The following is a 14,365-nucleotide window of genomic DNA, read 5'->3' as shown; positions in this document are numbered from 1 at the left end:
AACGCACAATGGCTATGCCAAACTCGCACAAGCATCGAGCCACTCATGAATCCCAACCAACTGACCGATCAACTGGGCCTGTTTCTCGACGTTCTGGAAACCGGCAGTTTTTCCGCCGCGTCACGCCGTCATCCACTGACGCCCTCGGCTGTGGCACGGCGCATTGACAGTCTGGAAGGCGCCGTCGGCAGCCAATTGTTCATACGCAGCACCCATGCGGTGCGCGCGACGCCTGCGGGCATGGCGTTCGCTGAGCGCGCACGCAGGATCGTCGCCGAATTGCGCCTGGCCCGGGCCGAAGCGGTGTCCCTGAGCAGTGCTCCGGAAGGCCTGATTCGTATCGACGCACCGGCCGCGTTCGGGCGGCGTCACCTGGCACCGGTGATTGCCGATTTCCTGCTGCTCTATCCCGGCCTCGACGTGCAATTGCAGTTGATCGACAGCTTTGTCGACATGCAGGGCTTGAACCTGGGCAAGGTCGACCTGGTGTTGCGCGCCGGGCAATTGGCCGATACCCGGTTGGTGGCCACGCCGCTGGCGAGCATGGTTCGCATTGCCTGCGCCAGTCCCGCCTACTTGCAACGCCGCGGCGTGCCGAATGATCCGGCGCAACTGGTCGAGCATGATGGCCTGGACTGGGCCGGCCTGGCCCCTCCCTTCGCCTGGCGCTTTGAACGGAACGGCCAGATGCAATTGCATCGGCCGTCGCGCGTGCGCATGAGCGCCAACAATGCCGAAGCGTTGATCTCCAGCGCACTGGCCGGCCTGGGCATTGCCCACTTGCCGACCTGGCTCGTCAGCGAATACCTGTTGCGCGGCGAACTGCTGCCGTTGTTCTGCGAGAACGGCCTGCCAAAGCCGGAAAGCTCCGGGATCTACGCCTTGCGACTGCAGCAACAACCCAACTCCCGCAGTCGCCTTCTCCTGGAATACCTGAAAACCCGTTTCAGCCCCATTCCGCCCTGGGACCTGGAGCTGCAAACCCATCTGGGACGGCACTAGCCAAGAATTGTCTGGCGCGTTAAAGATTTGCCCGCTAGATTCATGAAGATCACTGATCAAGGTTTCCCAATGACCACCAAGCGCGACACCCCGGACAACTGCGACGACCTGCTGCTCGACAACCAGGCCTGTTTCGCCCTGCATTCCACTTCGCTGATGATGACCAAGGTCTACAAGCCCTTGCTGCAGGCGCTGGGCCTGACCTATCCGCAATACCTGGCGATGATGGTGCTGTGGGAGAAGGACGGTTTGACCGTAGGTGAAATCAGTGCGCGCCTGTTGACCGATCCCGGCTCGCTCACGCCACTGCTCAAGCGTCTGGAGGCCGAGGGTCTGCTCAGCCGCACCCGCAGCCGTGAGGACGAGCGCGTGGTGATCGTCGAACTCACCGAACAAGGCCGCGCCTTGCGCGACAAGGCCCGTGACATTCCGCAATGCATCCTCGGTGCCAGCGGCATGACGCTGGAACGTTTGCAGAAACTCCAGGCAGAACTTCAGGAACTGCGCCGGCATCTGCAAGACAGCCTCTGATTTTCAAACCTCCCGAAAATCCTCCCCTGTGGGAGCGAGCCTGCTCGCGAAGAGGGCATGTCAGGCGATATTGATGTTGCCTGGCACACCCTCTTTCGCGAGCAGGCTCGCTCCCACAGTCGTTTTGCGTTTGCGGTGAAAATTCAACTGATCCGAATTTTTTCATGAAAATATCTTGCGCACTAAACATTAGCGCGATATATTCATCTCGCACTTACTTAGCGCGCAAACATTTAGCGCAAACAACAAAACCCGAACGAGGCTTTCACCATGCAAACTCTCTACACCGCCATCGCAACATCCACCGGTGGCCGCGACGGTCGTGCGATCTCCAACGACAACGTTCTCGACGTCAAGCTCGCCACCCCGAAAGAACTCGGTGGTGCTGGCGGGGCGGCGACCAATCCTGAGCAACTGTTCGCCGCCGGTTACTCCGCCTGCTTCATTGGCGCGCTGAAATTCGTCGCCAGCCAGACCAAACGCAAAATTCCGGATGACGCGTCGATCACGGCCCACGTCGGCATCGGCCAGATCCCTGGCGGTTTCGGCCTGGATATCGACTTGCACATCAGCTTGCCGGGCCTTGAACAAGCCGACGCACAAACATTGGTCGAGGCTGCCCACCAGGTCTGCCCGTACTCCAACGCCACCCGCGGCAACGTCGAAGTGCGTCTGCACGTAACTGTCTAACGTCGCTTTCCACTCAGGCCCGAACAGGAAATGAACATGAACACTTTCAGCAAAGTCTTGACCGGTACCCTTCTCGCCCTGTCTGTCCACAGTGCATTCGCCGGCGACGTTGAACACAACACCCAGGCGTTTCTCGATGTGCTGAATGCCGGCACTGGCAAACCGATGGAACAGCTGACGCCCAAAGATGCTCGCGCCGTGCTGGTGGGCGCGCAATCCGGGGTGAAGCTGACGTTGCCAAAAGCCGATGTCAGCCAGAAGACCATCCAGGTCGATGGCCAACCGCTGGACCTGACCATCGTCCGGCCGGCCGGGGTCAAGGGTGAGCTGCCGGTGTTCATGTTCTTCCACGGCGGCGGCTGGGTTCTGGGGGACTTCCCGACGCACGAGCGTCTGGTTCGGGATCTGGTAGCGGGCTCGGGGGCGGCAGCGGTTTTCGTCAACTACACGCCGTCACCGGAAGCGCACTACCCGGTGGCGATCAACCAGGCTTACGCCGCGACCCAATGGGTGGCCGAGCACGGCAAGGAGATCAACGTCGATGGCAAACGCCTGGCGGTGGCCGGCAACAGTGTTGGCGGCAACATGGCGGCAGTGGTCGCGCTGATGGCAAAAGACAAAGGTACACCGGCAATCAAATTCCAGGTCCTGTTGTGGCCGGTGACCGATGCCAACTTCGACACCGGTTCCTATAACCAGTATGCCGAAGGGCACTTCCTGACTCGCAACATGATGAAGTGGTTCTGGGACAACTACACCACCGACCCCAAGCAGCGTAACGAGATCTACGCTTCGCCGCTTCGGGCGACCCCGGCGCAACTCAAGGGCCTGCCACCTGCGTTGGTGCAAACCGCCGGAGCCGACGTACTGCGCGATGAAGGCGAGGCCTACGCCCGCAAACTCGACGAGGCCGGCGTGGCGGTGACCTCGGTACGCTACAACGGCATGATCCACGACTATGGTTTGCTCAACGTGGTCAGCCAGGTGCCGGCAGTGCGTTCGGCGATGTTGCAGGCGTCGCAAGAGCTCAAGCAACACCTGAAGTAACACCCCCCCCTGTGTTTCCGACAGGCACAAAAAAGCCCGACTCGATGGTCGGGCTTTTTCATTCCTGAAGCAGTGCTTATTTAGCACGGCCTTTGTAGGAACCGCCTTCGCGGGTATCGATCTCGATCATGTCGCCGATTTCGATGAAGTCAGCAACCGACAGCTCGGTACCGTTCTTCAGTTTGGCAGGCTTCATCACCTTGCCGGAAGTGTCGCCGCGAGCGGAACCTTCGGTGTAGTCAACCTGACGCACGATGGTGGTCGGCAGCTCTACGGAAACCAGGCGGCCTTCGAAGAACACGGCTTCGCAAACGTCGGTCATGCCTTCTTCGATGAACGGCAGAACGCTTTCGATGTCTTCGGCATTCAGTTCGTACATGGTGTAGTCGGTGGTGTCCATGAACGTGTAGCTGTCACCGCTGATGAAGGACAGGGTCGCTTCTTTGCGGTCCAGGATCACGTCGTCCAGCTTGTCGTCGGCGCTGTAGACGGTTTCGGTCTTGTAGCCGGTCAGCAGGTTTTTCAGCTTGGTCTTCATGATCGCGCTGTTACGGCCCGACTTGGTGAATTCAGCTTTCTGAACCAGCCAAGGATCGTTGTCGATACGGATCACGGTACCGGGTTTGAGTTCTTTACCAGTTTTCATTGCGAATATCCGAATTTGGATGGGATTTACAAAAATCTAGGCCGCGTATCATATCCAATTTACATAAAACTGTACCAGCGCCGCGGCAAGATCGGTGTGCAAGGCCTGTTCCAGACACCACGTCTCGGCGTGATTTTGCAGCTGCGGCCAGTGTTTTCGGGTTGATTGCCAGTGGTCGGTCATTGTCTCACCGGCATTCCAGGCCCGCCAGAGACCACTGATCGCCTCGCCAGCCGCAGGCGAAAGGTCTTTGGTGTAGAGAGAGAGGAAGGCTTCGAGCTTGTCCAGATGAACATCTTCCTCCTGCTGATAGATGTGCCACAACATCGGCCGTCCCGCCCATTGCGCGCGGACAAAGGAATCTTCGCCGCGTACGGCGTTGAAATCACAGCACCAGAGCAGCTGGTCATACTGGTCCTGTCGGACGAACGGCAGCACCTGCACGGTCAAGGCATCGCGCACATGCAATGCCCCCGCCTGCAGGTCCTGCACGCTCAGCCAACGCTCGACGTCACCCAGGATACGCCCTTGCGGCACCAACAGATGAGTGGGCATCGAGTCGCTCGCCAAGGTGTCCAGCCAGCTGGCCAACCCGGAATTTTCATAGGCAAACAGTGAAATCAGTAGCGCACCGGGCGCGCGGTCGACTCCCAGGCCTTGCAGGAAGGTTTGCTGAGCCTCGGGACTCTGCTGGAATTGCCGGCGCCGCTCGAGCAATCCGCTTTCACGCAGCAGGCCGCCCGTACCTTTGTGGAACCCGGGGAAGAAAAAGTGCTTCTGGACGTGTTTGTATTTTACCGACGGCAAGCCGTGGCAGCCGATCACCCAGTCCTCGGCGCTCAGGTAATCGAGGTTCATCCACAGCGGCGTTTTGTCCCGCTGCGCCATGGCGTCCATGTAGGCGCCTGGCAACTGGCAGGCAAACGCGGCGATCACCACATCGGCCGCTTCTACCGGTTGCCAGTCGGCCGACCATTGACATACCTCGACACCCTGGTGCCATTGCCGACCAGCGTGAATGTCGATCTGCGGACACAGGCGCTCGAAGGCACGCAGATCATCGACCCACAAACGCACCTCCACCCCGTGCTCGGCCACCAGTTGCCGGGACAGCCGCCACGTCACGCCGATGTCGCCAAAATTGTCGACCACGGTGCAAAAAATATCCCAGCGGGTTTTCATATCAGGCATTCCAGGCTCCCGTTGGCAAAGGTGCCAATTGTCCGCATAAATCAGCCCGCGCAGAAGAGCCGACGCCGATTAATCTTCGTGCGACAATCGGCACTCGCCCGCGACCCCTCGCCAGGAGGCAACCATGCCCTACCGCCCTACTCCGCGCCGACCCATTGCGATTCACCTCAGTGCCCTGCAACTGACCGGCAGCATCGCCCTGGGGCTGTGGCTGGGTTTCATCGCCATCGCGTTGACCGGCTGGCTGGTGTCCCGGCTTTTTTTCAGCGAGCAACTGGCGCCGGTCGCTGCCGCGGTGGAACAACTGGCCAAGCCGCCAGTGGTGGCACGCCCGGTGCCGGACAATCCCGCACAGAGCCCGTTGTTCGAGCAGTATGAAGAAAACCTGCGCAAGAACGAGCAGGCGCAACGACTCGACCAGGCGCGCGGCAGCAACCGCAACCTGTCGAACCCCCGCTGCCAATTCTGGTTACAACAGGATCAGACGGCACCGAGCGAAAAAAGCCGCGCCAACGTCCTGCAATTCTGCGATTGATCATGAATAAGCACACTGTCCACCAACTGATTCTCGACAAATTGCGGGTCGATCTCGACATTGCCGAGCGCGCGGCGCAAACCGCCTACGAAACCGCGACCCACGAAGAAAACATCGCTGAAAACAAGTACGACACCCTGGGCCTGGAGGCGTCTTACCTGGCTGCAGGCCAAGCCAGGCGGGTCGAGGAGATTCGCCAGTCACTGGCGCTTTGCCAGAACCTGGCATTGCGTGCGTATGACGCGCAACGGGGTATCGAGATAGGTGCGCTGCTCGGCCTGGAGGACGAAAAGGGCCGCGAGCAATGGTTGTTCCTGGCGCCGGATGCGGCGGGCCTGAAGGTTGACCTGGTGGGGCAACTGATTACCGTCATCACCCCGCGCTCACCGCTGGGCAAAAGCCTGCTGGGCAAGCTCGCAGGCGACGAGGTGGAGATCCTGGTGGCGGGCGCTCGGCAACAGTTTGCTGTCACCGAGGTGGTTTGACCGGCTGCCCCGCCAACGCGGCGGGCCGCTCTATCAGTGAACCGGCAGTTCGACGCCGTCGAACAGCTCTTCCAGCTCCTGTTTGTTGTGGCACTGGATGGCCTTGGCCATGACTTCGCGGGTCAGGTGCGGGGCGAACTTCTCGATGAAGTCACACATGAAACCGCGCAGGAAGGTGCCGCGACGGAAACCGATCTTGGTCACGCTGGATTCGAACAACTCGCTGGCATCGAGCACCACCAGGTCGTTGTCGAGCTTGGTATCGACCGCCATTTTCGCCACGATGCCCACACCCAGGCCCAGGCGCACGTAGGTCTTGATCACGTCGGCGTCCGCGGCGGTAAACACCACCTTGGGCGTCAGGCCACGGTGGCTGAAGGCTTCGTCGAGCTTGGAACGGCCGGTGAAACCGAACACATAGGTCACGATCGGGTATTCGGCCAGGGCTTCGAGAGTCAACTTCGAGAGTTTGGTCAACGGATGCCCCTGGGGCACGACCACACAGCGATTCCAGCGATAGCAAGGCATCATCACCAGGTCGCCAAACAGCTCGAGGGCTTCGGTGGCAATGGCGAAATCCACGGTGCCATCAGCGGCCATCTCGGCGATCTGCATCGGCGAGCCCTGGTGCATGTGCAGGGCAACGTCCGGATACTGCTTGATGAAATTGCTGATCACCGGCGGCAACGCGTAGCGCGCCTGGGTGTGGGTGGTGGCGATCGACAGGGTGCCTTTTTTCTCGTTGGAGAATTCCTGGGCGATCTGCTTGATGCTTTCGACCTTGCGCAGGATCTCGCCAGCGGTGGTGATAATGCGCTCACCGGCCGGAGTAACGCGCGTCAGGTGCTTGCCGCTGCGGGCGAACACTTCGACGCCCAATTCGTCTTCCAGCAAACGGATCTGCTTGCTGATGCCCGGCTGAGAGGTGTAGAGACTTTGGGCAGTAGCGGAAACGTTGAGGTCGTGGTGCGCCACTTCCCAGATGTAGCGCAATTGTTGGAGCTTCATATGAATCCCTCAAAGCAGGTAGACGCCACGGGCATCAGCGACGGTATATAACTATATTAATGGTTTGAAGAATAAATCTAGAACTTTTTGTCAAAATGCCATTATTCGTGTTCTAGCGATCCCCTTGGCGACGACGCTGCACCAGCGGCACCAGGTAGACCGGTACCTTGGCCAGTTGCAACACACGCGCTGCGGTCCGGCCCAAAGGCGTTTCAGCACCCGCACCGTGACTGTGACTCCCTACGATGAGCAAATCCACCGAGAGTTTCTGCGCCTGGTCGAGAATCACCTGCGATGGATCACCCTGCAGCACCCGTACCGCCTTGATCCGCAAAAGATCCTGCTCCCCCTCGTCACCCAACTCTTCGCGAAAATTGTCGAGCACCCGCTGCTCGATGCTGGCAATCACCGTGTTAAGACCCTGACTGTGAAATTCGTTCAATGCCTGCTCATCGAGATAACTCTGCAGCACCGATTCGGCAAACAGCCCCATGGGCTCGACGGCGTGCACCACGTACAGGTCGGCATCGAATGTTCGGGCCAATTCCAGGGCATGCTGCATCACCACGGGTGCGTACAGCCCGAGGTCAGTGGCATACAGCATCGAACGAATCATATGACCTCCTCGCGTGCCGACATGGCGGAGATTGATTCAGCTTAGCAGTGCCTTGGCGAGAGCGACATCTGGCGTAACACGTTGAACGGCGGGCTTAAACCTTTTGCTCGTTGCTTATGCCATGCGGCACATGGCCGGTAGCAACCACTTCGCGCGCCAACTCGCAGTGACCGGCCTGATCGTCGAAAAACACATCGGCGGCAAAGGCTTCGAGAAAGGCCGACTTGGTCAGGCCACCGAGAAACAGCGATTCATCCAGGCGAATATCCCACTCCCGCAACGTACGGATCACCCGCTCATGGGCTGGCGCCGAGCGTGCCGTGACCAGTGCCGTGCGAATCGGACAAGCGTCATCCGGGAACTCGCGCTGCAACAGATTGAGGGCAGCGAGGAAGCCCTTGAACGGCCCACCGCGCAGAGGCTCGCGGGCCGCTTCGCGCTCGCTGGCCTGAAACGCTTCCAGCCCACCGGCCTGATAGACGCGTTCGGATTCGTCGGAAAACAGTACGGCATCACCGTCGAAGGCAATGCGCAGTTCATCGCTGGCTGCACGGCTGGCGCCGCCGGACAGAATGGTCGCCGCGGCGAATCCGGCGTCCAGCGCACTGCGTACGTCTTCGGCGTGGGTTGAAAGAAACAGATCGCAGCCAAAGGCCTTGAGGTAGGGATACGGACTGCGCCCTCCGACAAACGCCGCACGGGAAATCGCCAGTCCATAGTGATGGATCGAGTTGAACACGCGTAGTCCGGTGTCGGCGCTGTTGCGCGAGACCAAAATCACCTCGACCCGTGCCCGGCCGAGGTGGGCATTGAGGTTCAGGAGTTTTTGCACCAGCGGGAAGGCGTCACCGGGCTCGAGTATTTCTTCTTCGTGTTCAATCTGATATTGCCGGTAGGCCTCGACACCACTCGACAGATAGACCTTGTGGCTTTCACTCAGGTCGAACAACGCTCGCGAAGAAATCGCCAGCACCAACTTGTCGTCTATGGACTTTGGCATCCCCTTCCCCCTCCGGTTGATCGACTCAGGTATTACGTCGATCGATGAAACTCAAACTGCGATACATCGCCTCGATCCGTGGCAATTCACAGCCGACGGCCTTCGCCGCGGCCAGAGGCCGAGCGTAGATGGCCTCCAGTTCCAGCGGACGCTTGTGCAAAAAATCGTGGTACATGCTCGGCCAGTAGTCCGGCATTCTCTGCGTCACCTGCAAAAGCTGCTCGGCATAACCGGCGGGCACTTCGTGACCGCAGGCGGTTGCGCCCTGGATCACTTCGGCCATCAGCGAGGTGATCAGCTCACGGCTGTCGGCGTCGGCCATGAGCGGCGTGGTACTCGCCCCGAGCAGCACGGACAGGCCGTTGTACGGAATATTCCAGACCAGTTTCTGCCAGCGCGCCTGGTGCAGGTTAGCCATGGCCTGGGCGTCGATACCAGCCGCACGAAACAACCCGGCCCCCTCCTCGACAATCGCGGCACGCGATGGATCATCGGACGCCGGCCCGCTGTGATAGCCGACATGTACCGCCCCCAGCGCCTGATGAGTGATGACACCGGGGCCCTGGCGATGGACGCAGATATAGCAGAGCCCGCCCAGCACATGCAGCGCATCGGGCAGCAGTTCACGCAGGCTGTCTTCGACATCCAGGCCATTTTGCAACAGCAGCACCCTGGCATTCGGTGCAGCGGCTTGCACGATGGCGGGCGCGAGATCGCGGTTACTGGTGGTTTTTGCGCCAACCAGCAACCAGTCGCAAGGTGGCATGTCTTCGGCCGCCGAGTAGGCCTGCACCGGATTCAGCGTCAGCGCTCCATGTACAGCGCTGTGCAGTTGCAGCCCGCGCTCGGCCACCGCACGAAACTCGCTGCGCAACAGAAAATGCACATCGTAGCCGGCCTGCGCCAGCATCATCCCGTAGAACCCGCCGATGGCCCCGGTCCCGATAATTCCGATTGTCGGTTTCGCAACTGCACCCGTCATGGCAACTCCTCTGCTGTTCGACCCAGCGCCTGCCCCAGAGCGGCGTTGAGCTCGGCGCCGGTCAGGCGCGATTTTAGTGCCCCGAAGAATTCGCCGTCGCGTACCACAAACAGCGCCGGCAAGTGAAAGACCTGATATTGCTCGACCACCCCGCCATTGTTGCCGGCATCGATCCAGCACAGGCGATCGACGTCCAGGTCGAGCGCAGGCAGCTGCTCACGGGCAAAACGACAGGAGGCGCAGCCGACACTGGTGAAAATCACCAGCGATACGCCGCTCATTGCCAGCAGCCGTTGGTCGGCGTCGAAATCGGTCAGTTCCAATTCGACCACTATACTGGGTGGAACAATGTCAGATGGCCGACACATGGAGTCCGTGCTCATGGGACGTTTTCTTCCTCATCCTGACGATATACCTGTCGAGTTGACGTTGCTCAAACCTGAGTGCATCTCCAGGCAACAGCTGCACACTATCAGCCTCGGGGGCATGGCTTGCAATTATCACCGCGCCTGGCGCCATGGCACCGCGCTGGAGGTACGCATGCCGACCCTGAACCCGGACCTGCGCTTTCTGGGCTATGTGGCCTGGTGCCTGCGACGAAAGCGAGGCTACCTGGTGGGTATTGCCTTCGTCGACGAACAGACACTTTTCAGCGCAAGAATGGGCGAGCAGGTGTGCCAGATCGAGCGTTACTGCCGCCAGCATGACGCCCACAACGACCTGCAGGAAATCCAGGCCCTGGCCCTGGAGTGGGTCCAGCAGCATGCCGACGAGTTCTCCCACGACAAGGTTCACCAGGCATTTGCACAGGCCGTGCTGGATTAAACCGGGCCAGCCCATTGTCTAGCCACGGTGTAACGCGCTAAGGTTCTGCTCCCCGACGCGCTTAATTTGCTGTGCTCCGCCGCGCGGGTTCGCTGGCGGCCGGCACCCGTGACCTGACGAGTAAACGATGGCTGATTTACCGATCAACGACCTAAACGTCGCTTCCAACGAGACGCTGATCACTCCTGACCAGCTCAAGCGTGATATCCCCCTGAGCGATGCCGCCCTGCGCACCGTCACCAAGGGCCGCGAAGTCATTCGCAACATTCTCGATGGTACCGACCATCGCCTGTTCGTGGTCATCGGGCCTTGCTCGATCCACGACATCAAGGCGGCCCACGAGTACGCCGAGCGCCTGAAGGTTCTCGCGGCGGAAGTGTCCGATACCTTGTATCTGGTCATGCGTGTGTATTTCGAGAAGCCACGCACCACCGTTGGCTGGAAAGGCTTGATCAACGACCCCTACCTGGACGACTCGTTCAAGATCCAGGACGGCCTGCATATTGGTCGCCAGCTGTTGCTGGACCTGGCCGAAATGGGCCTGCCAACCGCTACCGAGGCACTCGATCCGATCTCCCCGCAATACCTGCAGGATTTGATCAGCTGGTCGGCCATCGGCGCGCGTACTACCGAATCCCAGACTCACCGTGAAATGGCCTCCGGCCTGTCCTCGGCCGTCGGCTTCAAGAACGGTACGGATGGCGGCCTGACCGTTGCGATCAACGCCCTGCAATCGGTTTCCAGCCCGCACCGCTTCCTGGGCATCAACCAGGAAGGTGGCGTGTCGATCGTTACCACCAAGGGCAATGCCTACGGTCACGTCGTACTGCGCGGCGGCAACGGTAAGCCGAACTACGATTCGGTCAGCGTAGCCCTGTGCGAACAAGCGCTGAACAAAGCGAAGATCAAGCCCAACATCATGGTCGATTGCAGCCACGCCAACTCCAACAAGGACCCGGCCCTGCAACCGCTGGTGATGGAAAACGTCGCCAACCAGATCCTCGAAGGCAATCAGTCGATCATCGGCCTGATGGTCGAAAGCCACCTGAATTGGGGTTGCCAGGCCATCCCGAAAGACCTCGCCGACCTGCAATACGGCGTGTCGATCACCGATGCCTGCATCGACTGGACTGCTACCGAAAACACCTTGCGCAGCATGCATGCCAAGCTCAAGGAAGTACTGCCAAAACGCCAACGCACCTGATTGGCGCTTGCCGCAGACAAAAAAACGCCGGGCTGAGCCCGGCGTTTTTTTATGCAGCGATTTTCTCGAGGGTCACTGGCTCAGCTTGGCAGCATGGCGCTGGTGACGCTCCATGTAGCGCTCGACATAGGAGCACGAGGGAATGACGGTATAGCCCATTTCCTCGGCGTACTGCAGCGCCTGTTCGGTCAGGGCCGCGGCGATGCCGCGACCGCGCAATGCATTGGGCACAAATGTGCGATAGATATCCAGGGTCTGTTTCCCCAGATCCATATAGGTCAGGTAGGCACGATGACCGTCCACATTGGTCTCGAATTGATGACCAGCCTGGTCATGGTGGATGGACAACGCCTCGCTCATCACTACTCCTCGCGGGTCTGGAATTCTGACCCCTACCTTACCGATGTTTTTCCGGCGAAGGAACAACTACGCCACCCCGTGCCTGAATCGACACCGAGAAGAGCTACACCGATCTCGCGCAACCGAGCACGTACAAATAGTAGGCACCATTGGCAGAAATGCTCAAGGTTCGCTCGTCATCATGCTGGTTGGCAGGTGCTGCTGTGGATAACGCAGGAAACAGCTCGACCGAAAGGTCTTGCAGCGATCGGTAGCCTGAACATTGCCGGATGTTGAGACATAAGACGAGCGCCCCTCGTTAAAGTCACCTGAACATCGAGAAAGATATGAGGGACACTGCGCAATTTCCGAACAAAAGTGTAGACGAATGCATCTAGAAGGACTTTAGCCAAGACCGGAAAAAGAGCTTTGAGCCTGGGGAACTTTTCCTTGGCGGCTCGCTCATCTCGGGCCTTGCAGCTGGATATTTTTTATACAACGCAGTTAAAAGTTGCTCGAAAAAGAATCAACGCCTACAATTTTTTTTGCTTCTTGCTTCACGTCAGTTTACTTACGACAAGTAATGGGTAGTATGTACGCCGGCTATTTCCTCACTCGGAGGAGACAGCCACTTAATAGAAAGTCCTTGAAGGGGAACACGATGAACAACGTTCTGAAATTCTCTGCTCTGGCCCTGGCCGCAGTTCTGGCTACCGGTTGCAGCAGCGCATCGAAAGAAACCGAAGCACGTCTGACCGCTACTGAAGACGCAGCAGCTCGCTCCCAAGCTCGTGCAGACGAAGCTTACCGTAAAGCTGATGAAGCTCTGGCTGCTGCTCAAAAAGCACAACAGACTGCTGACGAAGCTAACGAGCGTGCTCTGCGCATGCTGGAAAAAGCTAGCCGCAAGTAATAGTCCTTCGGGATTATTATCAAGCCGACCCATTTTTTGGGTCGGCTTTTTTATTGCCTGCTGTTTCCTGCAGCCAATAAAAAACCCGCCGACGCGGCCTGCGTCGGCGGGTTTTTTTCAGGCATTACTGCAGCGGGTCGATCGGCGCACTCGTCACCATGGCCGCGGTAGTGTTCGGCACGCCGATTTCCACCGGCAGGCCATCTTCGGCAGCCACTACATCACGTACCACATCCCAGTTCATACGCAGGTTATTGGTGATGTCTTCACGCTTGAGCATCGCGTTGATCACCGCAGTGTGCTTGTCGACCACCGACGGGTTGCCCTTGTCATCCAGCGGCGTGTGCGCTTCCAGGTAGACCTTGCCGCCACTCACGCCAAACTTGTAGGAGTCGTTGATGATCCGCACCGACGTTCCAACCGGCACCATGCCTGCCATTTCCAGCACGTTATTGTTGAACATGCGGAAGCAGCCATGGCTGGTGCGCATGCCGATGCCGAACTTCTTGTTCGAGCCGTGGATCAGGTAGCCCGGAGTCCCCAGGGTGAACTTGAACGGCCCCAGCGGGTTGTCAGGGCCGGCCGGCACCACGTTGGGCAGCGGATCACCATCGGCGGCATGTTCGGCCTTGATCGATGCTGGAGGCGTCCAGGTAGGGTTCGGCGTCTTGGCGGTGATGCTGGTGTGGGCAATCGGCGAGCCCCAACCTTCACGACCGATACCCAGCGGGTAGGTGTACACCACGTTCCGGCCTTTCGGGAAGTAGTAGAGGCGGTACTCGGCCAGGTTGATCACAATACCTTCACGTGGTCCTGGTGGCAGGATGAAGCGGGTTGGAAGCACGATTTCAGTGCCGGCACCAGGCAACCATGGATCGACGCCAGGGTTGGCGGCCACCATTTCCGAATAACCCAGGTCGTAGGTCGTGCCCAGGTCGGCGAAGGTATCTTCGTACTTGGCCTTGATCACCTGTACCTGACCAACGATGTCTTCACCAGGCGGTGGCAGGGGTAGCTCCAATGCTGCGACGGGACCCGCTACACAGAGGGCGGCAAGTGTCAGGCAGCGGGTGACGGCGGGAAAGCGCGGCAACATCCGGAAAATCCTTTGCATGATCGACATAGGGTATAAGAACGCGATTGTACACCGCTGGCCGTTATTTCGGGGAGGTTGCGGGGGGTGTAGGCGATGCAAGGCATTTCGTGTCGCCTGCCATTCGACCTATTGTTTGTTAACGGAGTACATATCCATTCCTGCGGTAACGGCCACTTAGGGTTTCGCTTTTACAGCGAGTCACTTGGAAAAGCCCCAAGTAACCAAGGGCTCTTGCCCCTGGCGTTCGGTGCCTCG

General features: G+C 59.2%; 18 protein-coding genes. 9 read left to right on the top strand and 9 right to left on the bottom strand.

Features of this window, described 5'->3' with window-relative positions:
* Window positions 1–45 precede the first annotated feature (45 nt).
* The 4 genes from PG5_RS27730 to PG5_RS27715 all read left to right on the top strand — a co-directional run bounded on the left by PG5_RS27730 (window position 46) and on the right by PG5_RS27715 (window position 3,270).
* Window positions 46–1,002 (top strand): LysR family transcriptional regulator, encoded by a 957-nt coding sequence (locus tag PG5_RS27730; protein WP_020800395.1) that lies wholly within the window; start codon window positions 46–48, stop codon window positions 1,000–1,002.
* A gap of 69 nt (window positions 1,003–1,071) precedes the next feature.
* Entirely contained in the window at window positions 1,072–1,533 is a 462-nt protein-coding gene (locus tag PG5_RS27725; protein WP_020800394.1) for a MarR family winged helix-turn-helix transcriptional regulator, read from the top strand.
* 270 nt (window positions 1,534–1,803) lie between these two features.
* A complete protein-coding gene (locus PG5_RS27720) occupies window positions 1,804–2,223 on the top strand; it encodes an organic hydroperoxide resistance protein (RefSeq protein WP_020800393.1) in 420 nt (139 codons plus the stop codon).
* Between the two features lie 36 nt (window positions 2,224–2,259).
* The gene (locus tag PG5_RS27715) at window positions 2,260–3,270 is read left to right on the top strand and encodes an alpha/beta hydrolase (RefSeq protein ID WP_020800392.1); all 1,011 of its coding nucleotides are present in this window, start codon (window positions 2,260–2,262) and stop codon (window positions 3,268–3,270) included.
* Window positions 3,271–3,346: 76 nt separating this feature from the next.
* Here the strand turns inward: PG5_RS27715 and efp are convergent, their stop codons facing one another.
* A complete protein-coding gene (gene efp / locus PG5_RS27710; protein WP_008057003.1) occupies window positions 3,347–3,916 on the bottom strand; it encodes an elongation factor P in 570 nt (189 codons plus the stop codon).
* 48 nt (window positions 3,917–3,964) lie between these two features.
* Complete coding sequence (gene earP, locus PG5_RS27705) at window positions 3,965–5,107, bottom strand: elongation factor P maturation arginine rhamnosyltransferase EarP (protein ID WP_020800391.1); 1,143 nt, start codon at window positions 5,105–5,107, stop codon at window positions 3,965–3,967.
* A 124-nt stretch (window positions 5,108–5,231) separates the two neighbouring features.
* Between earP and PG5_RS27700 the strand changes: the two genes are divergently transcribed.
* Window positions 5,232–5,642 (top strand): hypothetical protein, encoded by a 411-nt coding sequence (locus PG5_RS27700; RefSeq protein ID WP_020800390.1) that lies wholly within the window; start codon window positions 5,232–5,234, stop codon window positions 5,640–5,642.
* Window positions 5,643–5,644: 2 nt separating this feature from the next.
* The gene (locus PG5_RS27695) at window positions 5,645–6,127 is read left to right on the top strand and encodes a GreA/GreB family elongation factor (protein ID WP_020800389.1); all 483 of its coding nucleotides are present in this window, start codon (window positions 5,645–5,647) and stop codon (window positions 6,125–6,127) included.
* A 33-nt stretch (window positions 6,128–6,160) separates the two neighbouring features.
* Here the strand turns inward: PG5_RS27695 and cysB are convergent, their stop codons facing one another.
* From cysB to PG5_RS27670, 5 genes are all read right to left on the bottom strand, one after another.
* Window positions 6,161–7,135: an HTH-type transcriptional regulator CysB gene (gene cysB / locus PG5_RS27690; protein ID WP_008057010.1), complete on the bottom strand. Its 975-nt coding sequence runs from the start codon at window positions 7,133–7,135 to the stop codon at window positions 6,161–6,163.
* Window positions 7,136–7,247: 112 nt separating this feature from the next.
* The gene (locus PG5_RS27685) at window positions 7,248–7,751 is read right to left on the bottom strand and encodes a universal stress protein (RefSeq protein ID WP_020800388.1); all 504 of its coding nucleotides are present in this window, start codon (window positions 7,749–7,751) and stop codon (window positions 7,248–7,250) included.
* Between the two features lie 94 nt (window positions 7,752–7,845).
* Window positions 7,846–8,751 carry a 5'-nucleotidase gene (locus PG5_RS27680; RefSeq protein ID WP_020800387.1) on the bottom strand — a complete coding sequence of 302 codons (906 nt, stop codon included), beginning with the start codon at window positions 8,749–8,751 and terminating at the stop codon, window positions 7,846–7,848.
* A gap of 25 nt (window positions 8,752–8,776) precedes the next feature.
* On the bottom strand, window positions 8,777–9,733 hold the full coding sequence (locus PG5_RS27675; protein ID WP_020800386.1) for a putative 2-dehydropantoate 2-reductase: 957 nt from the start codon (window positions 9,731–9,733) through the stop codon (window positions 8,777–8,779).
* Complete coding sequence (locus PG5_RS27670) at window positions 9,730–10,116, bottom strand: co-chaperone YbbN (RefSeq protein WP_042955803.1); 387 nt, start codon at window positions 10,114–10,116, stop codon at window positions 9,730–9,732. Before PG5_RS27670 ends, PG5_RS27675 begins: the two co-directional genes overlap by 4 nt.
* Between PG5_RS27670 and PG5_RS27665 the strand changes: the two genes are divergently transcribed.
* Both PG5_RS27665 and PG5_RS27660 read left to right on the top strand, forming a co-directional pair.
* A complete protein-coding gene (locus PG5_RS27665) occupies window positions 10,115–10,558 on the top strand; it encodes a PilZ domain-containing protein (protein ID WP_020800384.1) in 444 nt (147 codons plus the stop codon). The genes PG5_RS27670 and PG5_RS27665 overlap by 2 nt on opposite strands.
* 127 nt (window positions 10,559–10,685) lie before the next feature.
* Window positions 10,686–11,762, top strand: coding sequence for a 3-deoxy-7-phosphoheptulonate synthase (locus PG5_RS27660; RefSeq protein WP_020800383.1), 1,077 nt, complete (start codon window positions 10,686–10,688; stop codon window positions 11,760–11,762).
* A gap of 72 nt (window positions 11,763–11,834) precedes the next feature.
* On the opposite strand, the gene PG5_RS27655 is transcribed toward PG5_RS27660, so the two are convergent.
* A complete protein-coding gene (locus PG5_RS27655; RefSeq protein ID WP_020800382.1) occupies window positions 11,835–12,122 on the bottom strand; it encodes a GNAT family N-acetyltransferase in 288 nt (95 codons plus the stop codon).
* A gap of 640 nt (window positions 12,123–12,762) precedes the next feature.
* Here PG5_RS27655 and oprI point away from each other — a divergent pair.
* Window positions 12,763–13,014, top strand: coding sequence for an outer membrane lipoprotei OprI (oprI, locus tag PG5_RS27650; RefSeq protein ID WP_003183784.1), 252 nt, complete (start codon window positions 12,763–12,765; stop codon window positions 13,012–13,014).
* 124 nt (window positions 13,015–13,138) lie between these two features.
* Here the strand turns inward: oprI and PG5_RS27645 are convergent, their stop codons facing one another.
* Complete coding sequence (locus PG5_RS27645) at window positions 13,139–14,110, bottom strand: L,D-transpeptidase family protein (protein WP_020800381.1); 972 nt, start codon at window positions 14,108–14,110, stop codon at window positions 13,139–13,141.
* Between the last annotated feature and the right edge of the window lie 255 nt (window positions 14,111–14,365).

It is taken from the genome of Pseudomonas sp. G5(2012) (genome assembly GCF_000408945.1).
Lineage (GTDB): Bacteria > Pseudomonadota > Gammaproteobacteria > Pseudomonadales > Pseudomonadaceae > Aquipseudomonas > Aquipseudomonas umsongensis.
Note: the sequence above shows the minus strand (reverse complement) of the source record. Positions and strands in the feature narration are given on the sequence as shown.